Origin of the sequence: Mycolicibacterium sp. 624 (assembly GCF_040548615.1) — a bacterium.
Lineage (GTDB): Bacteria > Actinomycetota > Actinomycetes > Mycobacteriales > Mycobacteriaceae > Mycobacterium.
Genome location: NZ_JBEPRZ010000009.1, coordinates 71,862 through 90,444, shown reverse-complemented (window position 1 = coordinate 90,444; position 18,583 = coordinate 71,862). Strand labels below are relative to the sequence as shown.

Sequence of the window (18,583 nt, the reverse complement as noted above, 5' to 3'; positions counted from 1 at the left end):
CATGTCAACGTGCACGTCAACCAGTGGCGCGGCGCGGGCCTCTCAGGCACGTGACTACGCTGTGGACCCGTGGCATCCATCATCGACACCGTTGCGAACCTGGCGAAACGCCGTGGCCTGGTCTTTCAGTCAGGTGAGATCTACGGCGGCACGAAGTCGGCGTGGGACTACGGCCCACTGGGCGTCGAGCTCAAGGAGAACATCAAGCGGCAGTGGTGGCGGTCGATCGTCACCGGCCGTGACGACGTCGTCGGTCTCGACTCGGCGGTCATCCTGCCGCGTGAGGTGTGGGTGGCCTCCGAACACGTCAAGACCTTCAACGACCCGCTCGTGGAGTGCCTGAACTGCCACAAGCGGCATCGGCAGGACCACATGCAGGAGGCGTACGCGGCCAAGAAGGGGCTCGACGATCCGGACGCCGTTCCGATGGCGGAGATCGCGTGCCCGGACTGCGGCACCAAGGGGCAGTGGACCGAACCGCGCGATTTCAACATGATGCTCAAGACCCACCTCGGCCCGATCGAGACCGAGGAGGGCATGCACTACCTGCGGCCCGAGACTGCGCAGGGCATCTTCGTCAACTTCGCCAACGTGGTGACGACCGCACGCAAGAAGCCCCCGTTCGGAATTGCCCAGACGGGCAAGAGCTTCCGCAACGAGATCACCCCCGGCAACTTCATCTTCCGCACTCGCGAGTTCGAGCAGATGGAAATGGAGTTCTTCGTCGAGCCGTCCACCGCCGAGGAATGGCACCAGTACTGGATCGACACCCGTCTGCAGTGGTACGTCGACCTCGGCATCGACCCCGAGAACCTGCGGCTCTTCGAGCATCCCAAGGACAAGCTGTCGCACTACAGCACCCGCACGGTCGACATCGAGTACAAGTTCGGATTCCAGGGCAACCCGTGGGGTGAGCTGGAGGGCGTGGCCAACCGTACTGACTTCGACTTGTCGCAGCACACAAAGCATTCCGGCGTGGACCTGTCGTTCTACGACCAGGCCACCGAGGCGCGCTACGTGCCGTACGTCATCGAGCCGGCAGCGGGGCTGACGCGTTCGCTGATGGCCTTCCTGGTGGACGCCTACACCGAGGACGAGGCGCCCAACGCCAAGGGCGGCGTCGACAAGCGCACGGTGCTCAAGCTCGACCCACGGCTGGCCCCGGTCAAGGCGGCGGTGCTGCCGCTGTCGCGGCATGCGGATCTGTCGCCTAAGGCCCGCGACCTGGCCGCCGAGCTGCGCAAGTCGTGGAACGTCGAGTTCGACGACGCGGGTGCGATCGGTCGGCGGTACCGGCGTCAGGACGAGATCGGCACCCCGTTCTGTGTGACGCTGGACTTCGACTCGCTCGACGATCATGCCGTCACCGTTCGCGAACGTGACGCGATGACACAGGAGCGCGTGGCGATCGACGCCGTGTCCGATTACCTGGCGGTGCGCCTCAAGGGCTGCTGACCCAACTTCCGCTGACCCCCCTTCCGCGAGCGCGCGTGTTTGCGGGCGACACGCCGTCTGGAAATCGGACTTTGCGCGCTCTCGCGCTCGGTCGATCTGTCCACAGACGGGCCGTCATCCACAAATTGGGCCAGAGGTCTGTTGCGGACGGTCGTCTGGCCGGAACATCCGACATGTGGATGATGCGGTGCAAGCGGTACTCGACGCCCACGGTGGCGTGGCGACGTCGGGCCAGCTAAGGGATGTGTTGAGCCGAAGCCAACTCGACACCAGGATCACACGCGGCGATCTGATCAAGGTGTGGACCGGCGTCTACGCCAGTGCTGAGCCTGATACGAAGACCCGGCTTCGTGGCCTCGACCTTCGTGCGGGCGCGCCTGTCGCCATCTGCCTTGGTACCGCGGCGGCGGCGCACGGATTCGACACCGAGGAGGACGACGACCTCCACGTCCTCACTCCGCCTCGACATCTGTTGCGCGACTCGGACGGCTTGAAGGTGCACCGCCGAGACGGGGCGCCGCTGGTGATGGTTGACGGTCGGCGGGCCACCTCGCCGGCATGGACCGCGGTCGAGGTGGCCCGCAGTCTTAGGCGACCACGGGCCCTGGCCACCTTGGATGCAGCGCTGCGCAGTCGGACGTGTGTTCGGCAGGACATGCACATGGCTGCTGTCGAACAGTTCGGACGTCGAGGGATCGTCCATGTCCGTGAACTCATCCCGCTGGCCGACGCGCTCGCCGAGTCGCCGATGGAGAGCGAGGCGCGCTTGATGATGCTCGATGGTGGCTTACCCTCGCCCGCATTGCAATACGAGGTGATCGACGCGGACGGCCGGCTGTGGCGGCTGGACTTCGCCTGGCCTGACGTCAAGGTCGCGGTCGAATATGACGGCTTCGATTGGCATAGCGATCCCGTCGCCTTCCGGCGCGACCGGCTGAAGCGCGCCGCTCTGCTCGAGATGGGATGGTCTGTCATATCGATCGTGTTCGACGATGTCAGGCGGTGGCCCTGCGAGACGGTGCGTCGGATCGAGACCGAGTTGAACCGCTCGCGTGCGGCATGAGCGCGCGCAGAGTTGGATCTAGGCTCGGCGTGTCGCCCGCAAACACGCGCGCTCGTGGGGGAGCCGGAACCTAGAAGCGGCCGCCGCCGCCGCTGAAACCGCCGCCGCCCGAGCCGCCGAATGTCGTTGAACTCCAGCCGCCTCCGGCGCTGCCGCCGAGGCCGCCGCCCAGGGCGCCCGACAGGATGTTGCCGATGATGATGCCGCCGAGGATCGCCCCGGAGTTCCCGCCGCCACCACCGCGGTAGTTGGAGTACGCCCGCTGCGCATTGCTGACGTCGGTGTGCGCCAGCGTCTGCGCCTGCTCGGCGAGCATCGCCGCACCGTTGGCGTGCGCGATGGCCTCGGCCAGGTCACTCGTCCGCTTGGACTGCGCAGCCCCGAGTTGACGGACCGCCTCCGACAGCCGGGTGCGCGCCTCAGGACCGACGCTGCCGCGGCGGGTGTCGATGAAGTCGGTTACCGCCCGCACCCGTGACTGCGCGCTGAACAGCGCCTGGTCGAACGCGCGGCTCATGCGCTCCGCGGTCTCGCGTTCCTCGGTGATGGTGGCCAGCAGCCGATCCAGGTCGGCGTCGGCCTGCGTCAACTGTGTGAAGGCGCCCAGCGGGTCGGCGCTGCCGCTACTCTGCGCGACCGCCACCGCGGCGGCGGCCGCGTCACGGGCGGTGCGCAGCTCGTCGGTCCGGGGTGTGCCAGGTTGTGCGAGCAGTTCACCCGCCTGCTTGACGCCGTTCTGAATGTCGGCGATCGCCGCGGGCAGGCCCGCGACCGCACGATTGATATCGGTGGAGGCGCTGTCGATCGCGTCGAGCATCGTGCGGGCCTGACCCAGCGCGGACTCGGCGGCCCGGATGGAGTCGACCAGACCGCTCTGGCTTCCGGCGGGCCGGGAGACAAGCGTCCTGGCATTGGTGATGTTCTGGTCGGCGAACGTCAGTCGCTGGCTTGCCGTTTCGACGTTCCCGGTGACCGAGGTCAGGGCGGTCTCGGAGAACTGCGCTCCGAGCGCGGCCAACGTCTGGCGTGACGGTTCGATTCGCGCGGTGAGATCCACCATCTGCTGGGTCAGGCTGTCGAGCCGGCTGGGCGCATTGATGACCAGATCTCGAAGTTCCTGGAAGGCCTCGCGTTGGGCATCGAGTTCGCGGTCAGCCTTGGCCGCGGCCACCACGACGCGCGTGAGCAGGTCGCGGCGCTCCGCGGGCGTCTCAGGCACGGCGTCGTCGAGGATCTGACGCACGTTGAACGCCTGCGTCAGCGTCTTCTTGGCGGCGGCGACCGCCGCGCTGAAGGGTGCGGTGTCCTTCTCGCCGAATTCCTCGACGGCCAGAACCAGTTCGTTGTCGCTGGTTCGGACGGCATTGTCGACGTCGACCACGATCGAGCGGGAGAGATCGTCGAGCGCGTCGAGCGAGAGCGCCGCCAACGCGGCGGGGTCGGCCGGGTTGACGCGTTGTGCCGCCGCGAACTCGGCCGCGCGGCGCTTGCGTCGCCGCCAGCTCCGCCACCACAGCAGCAGCGCCACGGCGATGACGATCACGGCGAGGATCGCGAGCATGCCGACCCAGGTGATCTCGCTGCCGCCCGAGCTGGTGGCGTTGAGGCCGGTTGCCGCGGCGACCGCCGCCCCGGCCCAGTCGCCGCGCCGCAACGCCGGCTCGACCTCGTTGCGGCGCAGCGTGTCGACGTCGATGCTGCCCGCCGCGGCCTTGGGCACCAGCAGTGCGTAGGCACGGTCGGTGGTGGCCACCGCCAGGATGGCGTCCTCATTCTGGAAGTCACTGATCCGCATGGTGTTTCGGGCCCAGGTGTCAGCGCTCTGACCTGAGAACGAGTCCACGTAGACCACCCAGAGTCGAACGCGGCGCTGCGTGTAGAGATCCTCGACCGCGGCTTGCACCGCCGAGGACTGGCCGCGGTCGAGCACCCCGGCGTTGTCGGTGACGTAGTTGGACAGCCGCAGCGGCGGGTCGGCCCAGGCGGTCGGGGCGGTGGGTACCAGCAGAGCTGCGGCGAGCACCGCGAGCACCAGGCTGAAAAGGCGTGTCACCCGAAGTCTCCTGCGCATGATCGTCAATCTAGTGGTCAGCACGGCCCGGGCACCCGAGACCGAACAACGGTGCTGGCAGACTGTGCGTCAGTGAGTACCACCAGCGACATCTACGACGACTTCGACCGGCAGCGCCTGGTGGTCGAGGCGCCCAAGGCTGCGGCACTGGCGGGTACCGACAGCGAGCACCGCACCGACTTCGCCAGAGACCGGGCCCGGGTGCTGCACTGTGCCGCGCTACGCAGGCTCGCCGACAAGACGCAGGTGGTCGGGCCCCGTGAGGGCGACACCCCGCGCACCCGGCTCACCCACTCCCTGGAGGTGGCCCAGATCGGCCGCGGGATGGCCGTCGGTCTGGGCTGCGATCCGGATCTGGTCGACCTGGCCGGTCTGGCCCACGACATCGGCCACCCGCCATACGGGCACAACGGTGAACGCGCGCTCGATGAGATCGCGAAGGCCTTCGGCGGTTTCGAGGGCAACGCGCAGAACTTCCGGATTCTGACCCGACTGGAGCCCAAAGTCCTTGACGGCGAGGGGCGTTCCGCGGGCCTGAATCTGACCAGGGCCTCCCTCGACGCGGTGACGAAGTATCCGTGGGTACGCGGCGACCGCAAGAAGTTCGGGTTCTACGACGACGACGCCGACGGGGCCGCCTGGGTGCGCGACGGTGCGCCCGCCGAGCGGCCGTGCCTGGAAGCCCAGGTGATGGACTGGGCCGATGACGTCGCCTACTCGGTGCACGACGTCGAGGACGGTGTGATCTCCGGGCGCATTGACCTGCGGGTGCTGGCCGACACCAGCGCCGCCGCCTCGTTGGCTCGTCTCGGCGTCAAGTCCTTCCCGGCGGTGCGCCACGACGATCTGCTGGAGGCCGCGCAGCGGCTGTCGCAGATACCGGTGGTCGCGGCGGTGGGCAAGTATGACGGCACCATCGCGGCGTCCGTCGCGCTCAAGCGGCTGACGAGTGAGCTGGTGGGCCGGTTCGCCAACGCGGCGATCACACAGACCCGCGCCGTCGCGGGTGGCGGCCCGCTGAAGCGCTTCGACACCGACCTCGCGGTGCCCGCGCTGGTGCGCGCCGAGGTGGCGGTGCTGAAGATGCTGGCCCTGCAGTTCATCATGTCCGACCACCAGCACCTGCAGATTCAGGCGGACCAGCGGACCCTCGTGCACGAGGTCGCCCTGGCGCTGTGGGCGCAGGCGCCGAGCAGTCTGGACCCGCAGTTCGCGCCGGAGTTCGTCGCGGCCGCCGACGACGGAGCCCGGCTGCGGGTGGTGATCGACCAGATCGCGTCCTACACCGAGGGGCGGTTGGAACGAGTGCACGAGGCGCGCTCGCCCCGGCCCCTAGACTGAGCCGATGGTCGGTTCGACGGGTAGGAGCGAAGCGACACGGGGTGGCCGAATCCCTGATCGCGATATCGCGGCCATACGTGAACGCATTCGCATCGAGGACATCGTCGGTGACTACGTTCAGCTGCGCCGCGCCGGCGTCGATTCGATGAAGGGCCTGTGCCCATTCCACGACGAGAAGTCCCCGTCCTTCCACGTCCGGCCCAACCACGGCCACTTCCACTGCTTCGGGTGCGGTGAGGGTGGCGACGTCTACGCCTTCCTGCAGAAGATCGAGCACGTCTCCTTCGTCGAGTCGGTGGAGTTGCTGGCCGATCGCATCGGCTACACCGTCACCTACACCGGCGGGTCGACCACCAACGTCCAGCGCGATCGCGGTAGCCGTAGTCGGCTGATCGCGGCCAACGCCGCCGCGCAGGAGTTCTACGCCGAGGCGCTGAAGTCGGATGAGGCCGCCGCGGCGCGGCAGTACCTGCTGGACCGCAACTTCGACGCCGAGGCGGCCGCCCGGTTCGGGTGCGGCTTCGCCCCGTCCGGGTGGGACACGCTGACCAAGCACCTGCTGCGCAAGGGATTCGAGTTCAAAGAACTCGAGGCGGCGGGGTTGTCGCGCGAGGGCAAGCGCGGGCCGATGGACCGCTTCCACCGCCGCCTGCTGTGGCCGATCCGGGTATCGGCCGGTGAGGTGATCGGGTTCGGGGCGCGGCGGTTGTTCGACGACGATCACATGGAGGCCAAGTACGTCAACACACCGGAGACGGTGTTGTACAAGAAGTCGAACGTGCTGTTCGGTCTTGACCTGGCCAAGCGTGACATCGCCCGCGGGCACCAGGCGGTGGTGGTGGAGGGCTACACCGACGTCATGGCGATGCACCTGTCCGGTGTGACGACGGCGGTGGCGTCCTGCGGTACCGCCTTCGGTGACGAGCATCTCTCGATGCTTCGGCGACTCATGATGGACGACAACTTCTTTCGTGGCGAGCTGATCTACGTCTTCGACGGCGACGCGGCGGGCCGTGCGGCCGCGGTCAAGGCGTTCGAGGGCGAGCAGAACCTCGCCGGGCAGTCGTTCGTCGCGGTGGCCGACGACGGTATGGACCCGTGCGACCTGCGACTGCGTTCGGGCGAGGGTGCCCTGCGCGATCTGGTGGCAAGGCGAACACCGCTGTTCGAGTTCGCCATTCGCACCGCTCTCGGTGAGCACGACCTCGACAGCGCCGAGGGGCGGGTGGCCGCACTGCGCCGCTGCGTGCCGATCGTCGCCAAGATCAAGGACTCCTCGCTGCGCGACGAGTACGCGCGACAACTCGCCGGCTGGGTCGGCTGGGATGACGTCGGTCAGGTTCTCGGCCGGGTGCGTGAGGAGGCCGGCCGCGGTGGGGGAAGGCCGGCGGGCCGGCGGCCCTCGGCGGCCCACGATGCCTCCTCCGTGGCGCGTGCCGTGCCGCCGCCGGTGTCACGCCCGGACCCCCGCGACCCCACGCTGTGGACACAGCGCGAGTCGCTCAAGGGGGCGCTGCAGTATCCGGCCATCGCCGGGCCCGTGTTCGACGCGTTGTCCAATGAGAGCTTCGCGCATCCCGCCTATCTCGGTGTGCACGCGGCGATCGTTGCGGCGGGCGGAACCTCAGCCGGACTGTCAGGCGCGGACTGGATCGAGGCCGTGCGCGCGAAGGTGCCGTCGGCCGAGGCGGCCAACCTGGTCAACGAGTTGAGCGCGGAGTCCATCAACGTCGTCGACGACGAGCGACTGCCGCGCTATATCGGGGCGGTGCTGGCCAGGCAGCAGGAGGTCTGGGTCGGCAGGCAGATCGCCGAGATGAAGTCCAAGCTGCAGAGAATGTCGTCGGTGGACCACAGCGACGAGTATCACGCCCTGTACGGCGACCTGATCGCACTCGAGACGTACCGCAAGAGCCTGATCGAGCGGGCGAGCGGCGACGACCTCACTGCGTGAGCAGAGCATTCGCGCTATTGTGAGGTCGCTGTCTCAGCACGTCGACCCATCTGGAGGGCCCACCCCATGACCATCCGAGCACACCGTCTCGTCGCCGCCGGCTCGCTGGCCGTCGCCGCCCTGGCCGCTCCGATCGCCATTGCGCTGACCAGCACCGACGCTTCCGAGGCTATCGCTGGCCCCCGGTGCCTGTCCCACGTTGGCAACATCGAGGACGGCGTCTGCGCCGGATACTCCAGCGGTAACGGCATCAACGTGGGCACCCCCGACATCGGCGTGTACGGCCCCAACAGCGGCGCCGCCAACGGTCGCGGCGGCGGCATCGGCGTCACCACCGGCCCCCTGCTGCCGGGCCAGACCTGGACTGTGCCGATCGGCTAGCGGTCTGCGGCCGTTTCCGGCCGCAGTACCGAGGTCGTGGCGTCGATGGGCGTCAACTTCACCAAGTGTGGATCGGGTGACACCCGATCCGCTACCTTGCGTCGCCCTGCGTCGATCAACGCCTTGGTTCGCGGGCTCTCCGTGACGGCACGGTAGGTGCCCGCGATCTGCTCATAACGTTGTCTGCCGGCCTTGCTGCCCAGCACGTAGCCGACTGCCAGGACGGCGGCGAAGCGGATCACAGGAGTCCTCCATCGAGACGGTGCATCGCCTCCATCCTGCCTCACCCGAGGCGAGTGCGGCGCGATGGTGGCGGGCCCAGCGCGGATGCTGGCGTTCGGCGGCGGGTCGCCTGCCCGGTTCCAGAGTTCGGGCCATCATGCGCTAGAGTCATGCCTCGGTTCGCGGGCAGGTTTCGCGCACCAGACGGGCAATCCCCTGTAGCTCAATTGGCAGAGCTTCCGACTGTTAATCGGACGGTTCCTGGTTCGAGTCCAGGCGGGGGAGCCACCCGTAAACTCGCGTTCATGCGAGCATTCGCGGCCGCCGCGGCCTCCGTCTTGATCCTGGTGGCCGCCGGCTGCGGCTGGAGCCCATCGAGCGGGAACCAGGCGCAGCCCAACACCTGCACGGCCGAGCAGGGACCGTCGACTGACACCGTCAATGCCGAGATCGCCAAGATCTCCGGCGGTCAGCAGTGGCGGGAGTCGGCGCGGGGCAACACCACCGACTGCCGCCTGTACTGGGTGCAGGTCGCCTCGGCTGCGCCCGCCTCCGATGCGCCGGGCCAGGTGCTGTTCTTCGACGGTGGCGCACCGATCGGCACGCCGACGCCCGACCCGCGGCCCTACATCGCCGTGGTGAACTCCAGCCCTGACACCGTGACGGTCCAGTACCAGTGGCGCCAGGGCGCGGACAAGGCGTGCTGCCCGACGGGAATCGGGACCGTGCGCTTCCAGCTGGCCGACGACGGGCTGAAGGCGCTCGACCCGATTCCGGGGCCGCAGCCCTAGCGGGCGTCCTGCGGCTCGCCCTCGTCGGCGTCTGGGATGTGTTCTGGGTGCAGCATCTCGGCGTAGCGGAGTTGCTCGGGAATCCCGAACCCGTCGACCAGTAGTTCGGCGTGCGGGCGCAGCTTGCGGCACCGGTCGTTGATGCCGCGGGTGACGGCCTTCGCGCGCTCGGTGGACAGGAAGCGGTGCTCGACGAACCAGGCCTTGTCGGCCTCGATCACCGTCAGCGCGTACAGATCGCACACCAGGCCGAGGATCTCGCGGGCCTTCGCGTCCTCACAGGCGTCGATACCGGCGACGAACGCCTCAAGGACTATGCGGTCGATGTGCGCCTGGGCGGCGTGCAACACGTGGTCCTGCACGGCGTTGAACGCGTCGAACGGGGACATCTCCTTGGACTTGCCCTGAAGGCGGCGGGCCACGGAGGCGATCATGTACTCCTCGCGGTCCTCGAACATCTTGACCTGCGTGCCGCGGTTGAAGAGGCTGCCCTCCTCCTCGTTGTCCTCGCGGGTGTCGATGATCGTCTGCATGATCGTCTGCGCCGCGGTCCGCTTCAGCACCCGCTCGCCTGCGAAGTTCGCCGCGAAGCGCACCCACTCGACCGGGCTCATGCCCTTGACGTCGTCGGCGTAGGCCGTGAGCAGTTCCTTGGCCACCAGCTGGGTGAGCACGTGGTTGTCGCCCTCGAACGTGGTGAACACGTCGGTGTCGGCCTTCAGTGCGATCAACCGGTTCTCGGCGAGATAACCTGCGCCGCCGCACGCCTCGCGGGCCTCCTGAATGGCGCGTGTCGCATGCCAGGTGTTGGCGGCCTTCAGCCCCGCGGCGCGGGACTCCAACTCCCGCTGCTCCTCGGCGTCCGGGCTGTCCGACGTCTGCAGTTCGTGGCACTTGGCGACGAGCTCATTCTGCGCGAACTGCAGTGCGTAGGACCGCGCGACAAGGGGGAACAGGCGGCGCTGATGCACCAGGTAATCCATGATCAGCACCTCCTTCTCGTCTCCGGGTGCTTCGAACTGCCTGCGCTCCAACGCATATCGGACCGCGATGTCGAGTGCGACGCGGGCGGCCGCAGCCGCGCTGCCGCCGACGGTGACCCGCCCCCGGATCAGGGTGCCGAGCATGGTGAAGAACCTGCGGTTGGGGTTCTCGATGGGTGAGGTGTAGGTGCCGTCCTCGGCGACGTCGGCGTACTTGTTGAGCAGGTTCTCCCGTGGCACCCGCACCTGGTCGAACTGGATGCGGCCATTGTCGACGCCGGGAAGGCCGCCCTTGTAGTGACAGTCCGATGTCGTCACGCCGGGCAGGTCGTTGCCCTCGTCGTCGCGGATCGGCACCACCAGGCAGTGCACGCCGTGCACCACGGGCTTACCGTCCTCGTGGGTGATCAGCTGTGCGAACACGGCTGCCACGCGGGCGGTTTCGGCCGCGCCGCCGATGTAGTCCTTGCGCGATGTCCGAGTGGGGGAGTCGATGACGAACTCGCACGTGGCCGGATCGTAGGTAGCGGTCGTCTCCAATGACTGGACGTCGCTGCCGTGCCCGGTCTCGGTCATGGCGAAGCAGCCCAGCAGCTCCAGGTTGATGATCTTCTTCACATAGGCCTGGTGATGACGCTCGGTGCCGAGGTTCTCGATGGCGCCGCCGAACAGGCCCCACTGCACGCCGGCCTTCACCATGAGCGACAGGTCCGACATCGCGAGCATCTCGATCTGGGTCACTGCGGCGCCGACGTCACCGTTGCCGCCGTGCTCCTTCTTGAAGCCGTCCTCCGCCGCACCCCTGGCGGCCATGATCTTCAGTTGCTCGGCCACCTTGGTCCGGGCGATGACGGTGTTGGGTGTGTAGTGCGGGCGGAAGATCTCGGTGGAGAGTTCTTGGCGCACGCGGTTCTTCACATCACGCCAGCGTCCGTCCAGCGTGTTCCGGAGATGATCGGCAGTGGTGGTCATACCTGGACGGTAGCCCGCGAACGCGTCGTTAAAACTGTGATGGGCCAAACGTAGGTAAACCTTGCTCGACGGGTTCACAAGGGAAGGCGCATGATCAACGTCATGGTCGAGCCTCGCGAAGCGCAGCCGGGGGCGGGTATGCCGCACCAGATTGATCATCGGCATGCGGACGTGTCAGGTGGGTGGCTGCGGGCGGCCACCTTCGGGGCGATGGACGGTTTGGTGAGCAACACCGCGCTCATCGCGGGTGTCGCGGCCAGCGCCGACGCCAACACCGTCGTGTTGTCCGGCGTCGCCGGACTGCTTGCCGGTGCGTTCTCGATGGCGCTCGGCGAGTACACGTCGGTGACCACGGCCAACGAGCAGGTGGAGTCAGAGGTCCGCGTCGAGCGACGTTCGTTCCGCAAGCATCCGCATGCCGAGCAGGCGGAGTTGGTCGAGACGCTCATGAGCATGGGGATGACTCAGGCCACCGCCACCTCGGCCGCCGAGGAGATCCACCGTGACGAGAACACCGCACTCAACTTCCACCTGGTGCAGGAGCTGGGTGTCGACCCGAGGTCGAAGCCGTCGCCGTGGACGGCCGCGGGATCGTCATTCCTGATGTTCGCGATCGGCGCCATCATTCCGTTGATCCCGTACCTGCTCGGCTTCGGCACGCTGTGGTTCGGGCTGGCGTGCGGCGGTGTGGGCCTGCTGATCGCCGGCGGGGTGGCTGCGACTTTCACCCGCAAGCCGGTGTGGCAGGGGTCGTTGCGGCAGTTGGCCTTCGGAGGCATAGCCATCGGCGCCACCTATGTCGTCGGCACCCTCATAGGGACGACCGTCACCTAACTGTCGCTGCCCACCGTGATCGCGGTGGCCTCGTCGGTGAGTTCGTCTAGCGACTCCTCGTCGGCGTCGACGTTCACGGCCCGACGTCGCGCCATCGTGAGGGTGGCCAGGCGATGAACCGCACCTTCCCTATGACACTGTCCACCGGTATGGATCCAGCCATGGGGTCGCCGGTGCATAACAACCCGCGCATGGCGTCGGCGGGCGTACTCGTGCAAAGCGCGCGTGAATCGGCCGAATGAGTGCGGTTGTCGCCCATCACCCACAGTCGGCCCTCCGGTACCTCAACTGGGCCGAACTCGTTGCCCAAACACGGGTAGACGCTGGTGTCGGCCATCATCGTGGTGGGATCGAGATAGGGCTCGTTGAGTCTCTTGTCGTCGACGGTCAGCCCTGTGGCCGCGCTGCACTGGACGGTCTGGCCGCCCACCGCGATAACCCTTTTGACCAGGCCGTTCTCGTCGGTCGACTTCGAGTCGACGTTCCATGCCGAGGGAGCTCGGAACACGATCACGTCACCGGGCTGCGGTGAGTTGAAGCGATAGGTGAGTTTGTCGACGACGACATGGTCATTGGCGCAGCCACTGCAGCCCAGAAGGGTCGGCCCCATTCCCTCCGACAGGACCGTGTACGTCCGAGCAAAAAACATGACGATGACGAAGTACAGAACCGCGAGAAATGCGATCAACAATCCCACGACGACAACGACCTTGCGCAGCACGCTCCGCTTTCGTTTCGGCGGCGCAGACGTCCCGACATGCGTAGCCGCAGCGCTAGAACCGAGCTTGGACGGTGAGTTGTCGCGCGAGCCCGCCGCGTCGATGCTGTCAGTCACGGCGTCGACGTTGCCATACGAGTATGCGGCCCCCGACGTGTTTGGACGGACGGCATGCTCATAGGGACGACCGTCACCTAACTGTCGCTGCCCACCGTGATCGCGGTTGCCTCGTCGGTGAGTTCGTCGAGCGGCTCCTCGTCGGCGTCGACGCCCGCGAGGTGGCTGCGTGTGGCGAACAGCACCGCTGCGCCCAGCAGGACCGCGCCCGCGCCGACCCAGAAGGGGAGGTGGGCGTTGAACCGCTCGCCGAGGAAACCGGCCAGCCAGGGCGCCGCGGCGGCGCCGCCGAAGCGCACGAAGCTGTACGCCGCCGACGCCACACTGCGCTCGACCGGCGCGGCCTTCATCACGGTCTCGGTGATCAACGTGTTGTTGACGCCGATGAACAGGCCAGCCACCACGACGCAGGCGGCCAGCACGGCCTTGTGGTCGGTCCACACGGCCATCGCCGCCAGCGTCGCCGTCATCAACAGGAGGTTGACCACCAACGTCGGGATGGTGCCGAACCGGCGTTGCAGGCGCGGCGCGACCACGACCGAGGTGAATGCGAGCGCCACACCCCACCCGAAGAAGATCAGCCCGATCTGGTGGGCGGTCATGTCGAGCGGGAACGGGGTGAAGGCGAGCAGCGTGAAGAAACCGAAGTTGTAGAGAAGTGCCGTCATCGCGACGCCGAACAGGCCGCGGTGGCGCAGTGCGCGGAACGGGTCGGCCAGTGTGGTGGCCCGCTCGGGGCGTGGGCTGTCGGGGAGCAGGAACGCGGTGATGACGAGGGCGATGGCCATCAGCGCCGACACCCCGAAGAACGGGCCACGCCAGGAGATCGAGCCCAGCGCGCCGCCGACCAACGGGCCCACCGCGATGCCCAGACCGAGCGCGGCCTCGTACAGGATGATCGCCTGCGCCACCGACCCGCGTGCCGAGTTCACGATGGTCGCCAGCGCGGTGGCGATGAACAGCGCGTTGCCCAGACCCCACAGCGCCCGCCAGCCGACGATCTCCATGATGGTGCCCGACATGCCGGCCAGGCCCGCGCCGACGATGATCACCAACAGGCCCAGCAGCAGCGTGCGTTTCGGCCCGATCCGGCTCGACACCACCCCGGTGATGAGCATCGACACACCCATCACCGCCATGTAGCTGGTGAACAGCAGCGACACCTGTGACGGCGAGGCGTCAAGACCGTCGGCGATCGGCTTGAGGATGGGATCGACCAGGCCGATTCCCATGAAGGCGACGACGGACGCGAACGCGACCGCCCAGACGGCCTTGGGTTGGCGCCACATGTGGCGGGTCCTCCTGATGGTTGGTGTTTCGTGGGGATTGGGGTCAGCGACGCTGTGCCTCGTCGAGCAACTCGCGCATCACCCGGACCGCGTCGGCGAGGGTCTGCCGGTCTGTCGCGTCGAGTCGCTCGAGGTAGGGGTCGAGTGCCGCGCTGCGGTCTGCGCGTACCGAGGCCAGCACCCGCACGCCCTTTTCCGTGATGCTGATCAGCACGGCGCGCGCGTCGGCGGGGTCGGCGGTGCGGGAGACCAGGCCGGCGTCCTCGAGCCTGCGAACCTGAGTGGTCATCGTCGGCTGGGAGCAGTGGTCGAGAGCCGCGAGGTCGGAGATGCGTGCGGCGCCCTGGTCCTCGATGGCGGCGAGCAGGCGCGCCTGGGCGACGGGGAGCTCGAGCCGGACTCGTTGACTTGCCAGGCGATTGATTCTGGCGACCACGGTCAGTAGATCCGACGAGAGTGCCGTTTCAGCCGAGGCAGGTGGAGTCATGACGCCCATATTACATAGATATTCTATGTAGGTGGCAGGGGTGACCCTGGCAACGCTCACAGGCGGCGATGACTGTTCTTGGCTTACGGCTGGCAGAATCGAGAAATGGTCCCGACCGGCGCACGCGAAACTCGACGTGCTGGGTCCCTGCAGCCCACCGAACTCGCGCACGCCGCCGTCATGGCCGCGCTGTGCGCCGCGACCGCGATCATCGCCGTCGTGGTGCCGTTCGCGGCGGGGCTCTCGTTGCTCGGCACCGTCCCGATGGGCCTGCTCGCGTACCGCTACCGGCTGCGGGTTCTGGTCGCTGCCACCGTCGCGGGTGCCATGATCGCCTTCCTCATCGCCGGTATGGGCGGCTTCATGACGGTCGTGGACTGTGCCTACATCGGTGGGCTCACGGGTGTGGTGAAGCGCCGGGGGCGGGGCACGCCGACCGTGACCGTCGCCGCGTTGGTCGCGGGCACCGTGTTCGGTCTCGCCGCGGTGGCGGCCCTGACGGTCCTCTCACGCCTGCGCAACCTGGTCTTCGACGCCATGACAGCCAATGTCACCGGCACCTCAAGGGTGCTGGAGCAGATCCCCGGTATGGAGCCCTTCGCGCTGCGGTTGCGCGAGGACTTCGCCACGATGCTGAACTACTGGCCGTTGTTGATCCTGGCCGCGGGCATCGTCAGCATCACGGGCGTCAGCCTGATCGGGTGGTGGGCGCTCTCGCGCGTGCTGTCGCGTCTGTTCGGCGTACCCGATGTCCATAAACTCGACGCTCCCGCCGACGACGCGCCGGCAGCATCACCGGTGCCGGTGCGGCTGCGCGACGTGCATTTCCGTTATCCCGGCGCCAACCACGACGCCCTCGGGCCGGTGTCGCTGAGCATCGAACCGGGCGAGCACGTCGCGATCACCGGGGCCAACGGGTCGGGCAAGACCACGCTGATGCTGCTGCTCGCCGGACGCGAACCGACGGCAGGGGTTATCGAGCGGCCCGGTGGGGTTGGGCTCGGTCACGTCGGCGGAACTGCCGTGGTGATGCAGCACCCGGAGAGTCAGGTGCTGGGCACCCGCGTGGCCGACGACGTGGTCTGGGGGCTGCCCGCCGGCACGCACCCCGATGTCGACCGTCTGCTCGCCGAGGTGGGGCTCGACGGGCTGGCGGAACGCGACACCGGCGGCCTGTCCGGCGGTGAGCTGCAGCGCCTCGCCGTCGCGGGCGCACTCGCCCGTGAACCCCGACTGCTGATCGCCGACGAGGTCACCAGCATGGTCGACCAACAGGGCCGCGAGGCCTTGATATCGGTGCTGGGAGGTCTCACACAGCGGCATCAAATGTCGTTGGTGCACATCACCCACTACAACGACGAGGCGGACTCCGCCGAGCGCTCGGTGAATCTCGTCGGCAACGGCGGTACCGCCGACAACGTCGAGATGGTGCCGACCGCACCCGCTCCCGTCGCGAGCGCGACCCACCACGCGGGCAGGCCGCTGCTCGAACTGCGCGGTGTCAGCCACGAGTACGGCAGCGGGACACCGTGGGCGTCGACGGCATTGCGGGACATCGACTTCGTGGTGCACGAGGGCGACGGTCTGCTGATCCACGGCCTTAACGGGTCCGGCAAGTCGACACTGGCGTGGATCATGGCCGGTCTGCTCGAACCCACCACTGGCAGCTGCCTGCTCGACGGCGTTCCCGTGGCGGATCAGGTTGGCGCTGTTGCCATCTCCTTCCAGGCCGCGCGCCTGCAGTTGATGCGTGGCCGGGTCGATCTCGAGATCGCCTCCAGCGCTGGGTTCGACTACCACGACCATTCGAAGGTCGTGCGGGCGATGACGCGTGTCGGACTGGACCCCGCGCTCGGGCTGCGGCGCATCGATCAACTCAGTGGCGGCCAGATGCGCAGAGTGGTGCTGGCCGGGCTGCTGGCCAAGTCGCCGCGCGTGCTCATCCTCGACGAACCGCTGGCCGGTCTGGACGCCGCGAGCCAGCGCGGTCTGCTCTCGGTCCTGGAGGATCTGCGTCGCAACTCTGGACTCACCGTGGTGGTCATCTCGCACGACTTCTCCGGCCTTGAGGAACTCTGCCCACGCACACTGCACCTGGACAACGGCGTGATCGCCCAGTCGCCCAGCACCACCACAACAGGGGGCATGTCGTGAGCGCCGAGACCAAGCGGCAACGCCGTCCCGTCGTGCTTCTGCGGCCGGTGCCCGGCCGCTCGCCCGTGCACGAATTGTGGGCTGGCACGAAACTTCTCGCCGTCGCCGCGGTGGGCCTGCTGATGACGTTCTATCCGGGATGGATCCCGATCGCTCTGGTGGGCCTACTGGTCGTGGCCACCGCACTGATCGCCCGGGTGCCGCGCGGCGCGCTTCCGTCGATTCCGATGTGGTTGTGGTTCATCGTCTTTCTCGGCGGGCTGACGGCAACGTTTGCGGGGGGAAGCCCAGAGGTCACGGTGGGCACGTTGACCGTGGGGCTGGGCGGACTCTTCAACTTCCTGCGCATCACCGTCTTGTCGATTGTCCTGCTCGGCCTCGGAGCGCTGGTGTCCTGGACGACCAACGTCGCCGAGATCGCGCCGGCGGTCGCCAAACTCGGGCGTCCGCTGCGGATTTTCAGGATTCCCGTCGACGACTGGGCGGTGGCGTTGGCGTTGGCCCTGCGCGCCTTCCCGATGCTCATCGACGAGTTCCGCATCTTGTTCGCGGCCCGTCGGCTCCGGCCGCGTGACGAGGCGACCCGCGGGCGTGCACGCAGCCAGCGCTGGGCCGCCGAGACCATCGACCTGCTCGCCGCGGCCATCACCGTGGCATTGCGCCGCGCCGACGAGATGGGCGACGCGATCACCGCACGTGGTGGGGCGGGCCAGATCTCGGCGCAGCCGTCGAGGCCGAAATGGCGCGACGCCGTGGCGCTCGTGATCGTGGCGGTGATGTGCGGAGTGTCGATTTACGTCGAGGTCTTCACACCGCTGGCGACCAGCGTCTAGTGGACTGAGTCCAGCGAATCGCAACACTCCAGGGCCATCGCGGTGGCTACCGTGCTGGCCGCAAGCAGCGGTAGTCGGACGTGCGGGCACGGAATCCGGCCATGAGCCGCCAGCACGGCCTTGATCACCGCGGGATTGGGTTCGGCGAATAGCGCACGGGCCAGCGGAATGAGTCGGTTGTTGAGGTCGCGTGCGTCGTCGAGCGCGCCGCCCCGCCACGCGGTGAGCAAATCGGCGTATGCGCGGGTGGCCACATTGGCGCTGGCAAGGATTGCCCCGCTCGCCCCGAGCGCCATCAACAGCCCGGCGTAGAGGTCGTCGCCGGCGAGGACTGAGACATCGGTCGGCATGTTGCTCATGAAAGTTACAGTGGCCTCGTCGATTCCCCCGACGGCGTGCTTGAACCCTGCAACGTTGGGTAGCAAGGCGAGCCGTGCGAGGGTGTCGGCTCCCAACGGCCTGCAGGTGCGGTGAGGGACGTTGTAGATGAGCAACGGCACCGGACTGGCTGACGCGAGTCGCCGGAAGTGCTCGACGACGCCGTCCTCGGACGGGCGCGAGTAGTAGGGGACAACTGTGAGAGCCGCAGTCACTCGGGGGTCGATGTCGGCGAGGGCGTCGATCGAGCCCGCGGTCGAGTTCGACCCGGTGCCGACGATCAGGTGGGCGTCGCGTTCACTGCACACACCGGCGCAGATGTCGACAACCCTGCGGCGCTCCTCGAACGTCAACGTCGCCGATTCGGCGGTCGTGCCCAAGGCGACGATGCCGTCCGCCCCGTCATCGAGCACGCCGTGGGCGAGCGTCTCCAACGCCTGACAAGCGAGTTCGTCCGTGGCAGTGAACGGAGTGACGAGCGGAACGAAGAGACCAGTGAGCGACATATGTCGACGATCACTCAATCCGTTATGCAGGTCC

General features: G+C 67.7%; 16 protein-coding genes and 1 tRNA gene. 10 read left to right on the top strand and 7 right to left on the bottom strand.

Annotation, left to right across the window (positions count from 1 at the left end; translation table 11 throughout):
* The first annotated feature begins 69 nt into the window (after positions 1-69).
* Positions 70-1,455 carry a glycine--tRNA ligase gene (locus ABIA65_RS28950; protein ID WP_241404513.1) on the top strand — a complete coding sequence of 462 codons (1,386 nt, stop codon included), beginning with the start codon at positions 70-72 and terminating at the stop codon, positions 1,453-1,455.
* A gap of 175 nt (positions 1,456-1,630) precedes the next feature.
* Complete coding sequence (locus tag ABIA65_RS28945; RefSeq protein WP_241404514.1) at positions 1,631-2,518, top strand: type IV toxin-antitoxin system AbiEi family antitoxin; 888 nt, start codon at positions 1,631-1,633, stop codon at positions 2,516-2,518.
* 70 nt (positions 2,519-2,588) lie between these two features.
* Here ABIA65_RS28945 and ABIA65_RS28940 read toward each other — a convergent pair whose 3' ends face one another.
* A complete protein-coding gene (locus tag ABIA65_RS28940; protein WP_354525715.1) occupies positions 2,589-4,589 on the bottom strand; it encodes a TPM domain-containing protein in 2,001 nt (666 codons plus the stop codon).
* Between the two features lie 72 nt (positions 4,590-4,661).
* On the opposite strand from ABIA65_RS28940, the gene ABIA65_RS28935 reads away from it, so the two are divergent.
* The 3 genes from ABIA65_RS28935 to ABIA65_RS28925 all read left to right on the top strand — a co-directional run bounded on the left by ABIA65_RS28935 (position 4,662) and on the right by ABIA65_RS28925 (position 8,265).
* Positions 4,662-5,930, top strand: coding sequence for a deoxyguanosinetriphosphate triphosphohydrolase (locus ABIA65_RS28935; protein WP_241404516.1), 1,269 nt, complete (start codon positions 4,662-4,664; stop codon positions 5,928-5,930).
* Positions 5,931-5,934: 4 nt separating this feature from the next.
* Positions 5,935-7,884, top strand: coding sequence for a DNA primase (gene dnaG / locus ABIA65_RS28930; protein WP_241404517.1), 1,950 nt, complete (start codon positions 5,935-5,937; stop codon positions 7,882-7,884).
* Between the two features lie 66 nt (positions 7,885-7,950).
* Positions 7,951-8,265 (top strand): DUF7155 family protein, encoded by a 315-nt coding sequence (locus tag ABIA65_RS28925; protein WP_241404518.1) that lies wholly within the window; start codon positions 7,951-7,953, stop codon positions 8,263-8,265.
* On the opposite strand, the gene ABIA65_RS28920 is transcribed toward ABIA65_RS28925, so the two are convergent.
* Positions 8,262-8,507, bottom strand: coding sequence for a hypothetical protein (locus ABIA65_RS28920; protein WP_241404519.1), 246 nt, complete (start codon positions 8,505-8,507; stop codon positions 8,262-8,264). The two genes, ABIA65_RS28925 and ABIA65_RS28920, sit on opposite strands and share 4 nt — an antisense overlap.
* A gap of 192 nt (positions 8,508-8,699) precedes the next feature.
* Here ABIA65_RS28920 and ABIA65_RS28915 point away from each other — a divergent pair.
* Together ABIA65_RS28915 and ABIA65_RS28910 are read left to right on the top strand one after the other, a co-directional pair.
* Positions 8,700-8,775: transfer RNA gene (locus ABIA65_RS28915), tRNA-Asn, on the top strand.
* 17 nt (positions 8,776-8,792) lie between these two features.
* Positions 8,793-9,278, top strand: coding sequence for an LppP/LprE family lipoprotein (locus ABIA65_RS28910; protein WP_354525714.1), 486 nt, complete (start codon positions 8,793-8,795; stop codon positions 9,276-9,278).
* On the opposite strand, the gene ABIA65_RS28905 is transcribed toward ABIA65_RS28910, so the two are convergent.
* Positions 9,275-11,233, bottom strand: a complete 1,959-nt coding sequence (locus ABIA65_RS28905) for an acyl-CoA dehydrogenase family protein (protein WP_354525713.1) — start codon at positions 11,231-11,233, stop codon at positions 9,275-9,277. The two genes, ABIA65_RS28910 and ABIA65_RS28905, sit on opposite strands and share 4 nt — an antisense overlap.
* Before the next feature lie 90 nt (positions 11,234-11,323).
* Here ABIA65_RS28905 and ABIA65_RS28900 point away from each other — a divergent pair, with 90 nt between their 5' ends.
* Positions 11,324-12,067: a VIT1/CCC1 transporter family protein gene (locus tag ABIA65_RS28900; RefSeq protein ID WP_371747021.1), complete on the top strand. Its 744-nt coding sequence runs from the start codon at positions 11,324-11,326 to the stop codon at positions 12,065-12,067.
* 73 nt (positions 12,068-12,140) lie between these two features.
* On the opposite strand, the gene lepB is transcribed toward ABIA65_RS28900, so the two are convergent.
* The 3 genes from lepB to ABIA65_RS28885 form a co-directional block, all read right to left on the bottom strand.
* On the bottom strand, positions 12,141-12,902 hold the full coding sequence (gene lepB / locus ABIA65_RS28895; protein WP_354525712.1) for a signal peptidase I: 762 nt from the start codon (positions 12,900-12,902) through the stop codon (positions 12,141-12,143).
* A 77-nt stretch (positions 12,903-12,979) separates the two neighbouring features.
* Entirely contained in the window at positions 12,980-14,191 is a 1,212-nt protein-coding gene (locus tag ABIA65_RS28890) for an MFS transporter (RefSeq protein WP_354525711.1), read from the bottom strand.
* 43 nt (positions 14,192-14,234) lie between these two features.
* Positions 14,235-14,678 carry a MarR family winged helix-turn-helix transcriptional regulator gene (locus ABIA65_RS28885; protein ID WP_241404523.1) on the bottom strand — a complete coding sequence of 148 codons (444 nt, stop codon included), beginning with the start codon at positions 14,676-14,678 and terminating at the stop codon, positions 14,235-14,237.
* A 105-nt stretch (positions 14,679-14,783) separates the two neighbouring features.
* Here ABIA65_RS28885 and ABIA65_RS28880 point away from each other — a divergent pair, with 105 nt between their 5' ends.
* Both ABIA65_RS28880 and ABIA65_RS28875 read left to right on the top strand, forming a co-directional pair.
* Positions 14,784-16,832 (top strand): ABC transporter ATP-binding protein, encoded by a 2,049-nt coding sequence (locus tag ABIA65_RS28880; protein ID WP_354525710.1) that lies wholly within the window; start codon positions 14,784-14,786, stop codon positions 16,830-16,832.
* Positions 16,829-17,665 carry a CbiQ family ECF transporter T component gene (locus ABIA65_RS28875; protein WP_354525709.1) on the top strand — a complete coding sequence of 279 codons (837 nt, stop codon included), beginning with the start codon at positions 16,829-16,831 and terminating at the stop codon, positions 17,663-17,665. The genes ABIA65_RS28880 and ABIA65_RS28875 overlap by 4 nt, the downstream gene beginning before the upstream one ends.
* Here the strand turns inward: ABIA65_RS28875 and dapA are convergent.
* Entirely contained in the window at positions 17,662-18,549 is an 888-nt protein-coding gene (gene dapA / locus ABIA65_RS28870; RefSeq protein ID WP_354525708.1) for a 4-hydroxy-tetrahydrodipicolinate synthase, read from the bottom strand. The two genes, ABIA65_RS28875 and dapA, sit on opposite strands and share 4 nt — an antisense overlap.
* Positions 18,550-18,583: the final 34 nt, after the last annotated feature.

What these genes read in the sequence shown, in the direction of transcription:
- ABIA65_RS28880 (WP_354525710.1), top strand. Translation starts at nt 14,784, where the DNA reads ATGGTCCCGACCGGCGCACGCGAAACTCGACGTGCTGGGTCCCTGCAG.
- ABIA65_RS28940 (WP_354525715.1), bottom strand. Translation starts at nt 4,589, where the DNA reads ATGCGCAGGAGACTTCGGGTGACACGCCTTTTCAGCCTGGTGCTCGCG.
- ABIA65_RS28905 (WP_354525713.1), bottom strand. Translation starts at nt 11,233, where the DNA reads ATGACCACCACTGCCGATCATCTCCGGAACACGCTGGACGGACGCTGG.
- ABIA65_RS28900 (WP_371747021.1), top strand. Translation starts at nt 11,324, where the DNA reads ATGATCAACGTCATGGTCGAGCCTCGCGAAGCGCAGCCGGGGGCGGGT.
- ABIA65_RS28890 (WP_354525711.1), bottom strand. Translation starts at nt 14,191, where the DNA reads ATGTGGCGCCAACCCAAGGCCGTCTGGGCGGTCGCGTTCGCGTCCGTC.
- dnaG (WP_241404517.1), top strand. Translation starts at nt 5,935, where the DNA reads ATGGTCGGTTCGACGGGTAGGAGCGAAGCGACACGGGGTGGCCGAATC.
- ABIA65_RS28925 (WP_241404518.1), top strand. Translation starts at nt 7,951, where the DNA reads ATGACCATCCGAGCACACCGTCTCGTCGCCGCCGGCTCGCTGGCCGTC.
- dapA (WP_354525708.1), bottom strand. Translation starts at nt 18,549, where the DNA reads ATGTCGCTCACTGGTCTCTTCGTTCCGCTCGTCACTCCGTTCACTGCC.
- ABIA65_RS28910 (WP_354525714.1), top strand. Translation starts at nt 8,793, where the DNA reads ATGCGAGCATTCGCGGCCGCCGCGGCCTCCGTCTTGATCCTGGTGGCC.
- ABIA65_RS28885 (WP_241404523.1), bottom strand. Translation starts at nt 14,678, where the DNA reads ATGACTCCACCTGCCTCGGCTGAAACGGCACTCTCGTCGGATCTACTG.